The 2,943-nt window shown below is 70.8% G+C and carries 1 protein-coding gene; it reads right to left on the bottom strand.

Annotated elements, in window-relative coordinates; all coding sequences use genetic code 11:
* The coding region (locus Y706_RS25970; RefSeq protein ID WP_253906818.1) for a PEP/pyruvate-binding domain-containing protein at positions 1–2,805 on the bottom strand (2,805 nt) is incomplete at its 3' end.
* Between the last annotated feature and the right edge of the window lie 138 nt (positions 2,806–2,943).

The raw sequence follows: 2,943 nt of genomic DNA, 5'->3' as shown, positions 1-2,943 counted from the left end.
GTCCGGAGGTCCACGCTCAGCCAGCCAGGCTGCCGGCGGCCGTCGCGGGGAGAGCGGGGAATCCACCTGCCGCACCGTTCCGGCCGATCCGTCCACGGTCACGGTCTCACCGGTCCGCAAACGGGTGGTCGCGTCCGGCACGCCCACCACCGCCGGGATGCCGTATTCGCGGGCCACCACGGCGCCGTGCGAGATCACCCCGCCCATTTCCATCACCAGGGCGCCGGCCGTCATGAACAGCGGCGTCCAGCCGGGGTCGGTGGAGGGCGCCACGAGGATTTCCCCGGGCTCGAGGTGCGCGCCCACCGGATCCAGGATGACCCGGACCGTTCCGGTGGCGGTGCCGGCCGACGCCGGTGTCCCGGCGAGGGCGCCGGAAGCGGGGGACTTGGCCATCACGGCCGCCTCCACATCCGTGCCGTCGGAGAGCAGGAGCCGGGGAATCCGGCGCCGGCGCAGTTCGACGTCGTAGATCCGGTGGCGGCCCGCGACGATGCCCTTGAGGTCGGCACCCCGCAAACCCACACGGACCTCGTCGAATTCCAGGAAATACACGTCGTCCGCGGCGGCGATCGCACCGGACCGGGCCAGCTCGATGCCGATCGCGTTGAGCTGGCGGTGCATTTCCGCGAGGGCGAGGATGATGTAGAACTTGGGCAGTTCGCGCAGTCCGGACAGCTGGCGGGTCCGGTGCAGGCAGAATTCCACCAGCCGGGCACGGATCCGGCTGCGGCCCCTGGTCCGTTCCACCAGGCTGCGGATCCTGGCCTCGGCATGTTCCTCGGCGCGGGCGAACTGCCGGTCGGGCGCCTGCTCGGGGTCGGCCACATGCAGGTAGTTCGAGATCATCCCGAGGATGTGGTCCGGCTTCTCCGACCACCGCGGCATGCCAAGGTCGATCTCCGCCACGGCGCGGTGGCCGTAGCGGTCCAGGAACCCGTGCAGGCCGGTCTGTGCCACTGCGGGCAGCGAGCCGGCCTTGTACAGGGCGGCCAGTTCCCTTGGCCCGTGGGCCAGGAACACCTCCCGGGACGCGGCATTCGCGCCGACGGTGACGGCCAGTTGCCAGAGCTCGAGGTCCATCTCGGTGGTGACATTGTTGGGCAGACCCCGCAACACGGCCTCGAGTTCCCGCGGTGCCGCGATGCCGCGCAGCAGCCTGCGCGCCCCGGCCAGCATGAGGTATCCAACAGACGGTCCGGGCAGCGTCGCCAGGATCAGCCCGTCCACGGTGTTCTCCAGGATGCGCTGGGCGTGATCGAGCCGGCCAAAAGTGGTGGCCGGTTCCGGCAGGACAAGTTCGGATTGAAGGCGATCTCCGTAATCGAAGGCGCGGCGCAGTTCGGCGGACGGCCGCACCGCGGCCCGCACCAGGGACGGAAGCAGCCGGACCGTCAGGCCCAGGCCGGCCATGGTTCCGGGATCGCGCCCTGCGCTATTGCCTGCTGCGCCGCTGCCGGTCCCCGGCCGCCGGGGGGCCAGCCTGCCCGCCGCGCCGTGCCGTGGCCGCCGGGACGGCCGTTTGCGCACGCCGAACCGCGGGTCATCCAGGAGTGCCGGAAAAACCGCGCCGGACCTGCCGTCCGCCAGCGGAAGCATCCGCAGCAGGTAGCGGCGGCCGTACCTGTTGCGCACCATGGGCGTCACGTCCACATACATCCGCAATCCCGGGTTGACGTACCGCCACGGCCCGTTGCGGTTCCGCATTGAGCCCAGCACGGAGAGCCCCATGGGGGTCAGGGGCCTGGTCAGGCCCTGGAGCAAGGTGCCGCACAGGTAGACGTGGGGGTCGACGTCGGCCCGTGCCTCCGCGCCCAGCGGTTCGGCGGCCGCAGGCTCCGGCAGCGGATACAACGTAGTGATGGGCCGCGACTGGGTCACCCAGATCCTGCCCGCGGCGTCGATCACCCATTCCACATCCTGGGGTGCCCCGAACAGCCCCTGGACGGTATCGCCGAGGGCCGTGAGTTCGCGGATCCGGGCGTCGTCCAGGCTCGGCCGCCGCCGGACTGACGTCCCCTTCGGCGAACGGAGGAGAATGCGTCCCGTGGCCGTATCCACGACGAAATGATCCGGGTTGACGCTGCCGGAGACCACCGCTTGGCCGGGCCCGGCGCTCGCATCGATGACCGTTTCGGTCCGGGTGCCCGTCACGGGATTGGCGGTGAAGAGCACGCCGGCGCTGGTGGCGGTGATGAGGTCCTGGACGACGACGGCGAGGCCCACCTCACGGTGGCTGATCCCGTTGGCGGCGCGGTAGGCCACAGCCCGTTCGGTCCAGAGTGAGGCCCAGCAGCGCCGGACCGACTCGACCACGGCGTCGGCTCCGGAGATGTTCAGGAAGGAATCCTGCTGACCGGCGAAGCTGGCGAAGGGCAGGTCCTCGGCGGTGGCGGAGGATCTGACGGCCACTGTGGACCGGCTGCCGAGCGCGGCATACGCGCCGCGAAGGGCGGCATCGACGTCGGCGGGAATCGGCGCGGTCACGATCATTTCCCGCGCCTGCCGGGCCAGTTCACCCAGGTCCGGTCCGGTCCGGACCAACCCGGGACGGCCTGGCTGGCGGGAGTCGCCGTCGCCTATTTCGCCGCGGTCTGTTTCGCCGTCGTTCGACGGGTGGGGCTGCGCGGCGTCCAGCCGGGCCGCCAGCGCGTCCAGTTCGGCCGGGGCCGCCTTTCGGTAGGCAACCGTGGTGAGGCAGAATCCGCGGGGTACACGGAACCCGGCGGCCGTGAGCTTGCCGAGGTTCAGGGCCTTTCCGCCCACGAGCGGCAGGGGAGCGGAACCCAGTGCGCTGAGATCCATGACGAGACTTTCCGGTGCCCTGCCATCTGCAGAACCCATTTCCTGCTCCCACGTCCTGTCCGCGTCTTCAAGCCACGTATTCACGCCACGTATTCAAGCCGCGGGCGGCCTCCGGGTCCTGAGTCCGGCGGCGCGGCG

It is taken from the genome of Arthrobacter sp. I3, assembly GCF_000520575.1.
Classification (GTDB): Bacteria; Actinomycetota; Actinomycetes; order Actinomycetales; family Micrococcaceae; genus Arthrobacter; species Arthrobacter humicola_A.
The sequence above is the reverse complement of the archived record's forward strand: the minus strand, read 5'-3'. Positions and strand labels throughout refer to the sequence as shown.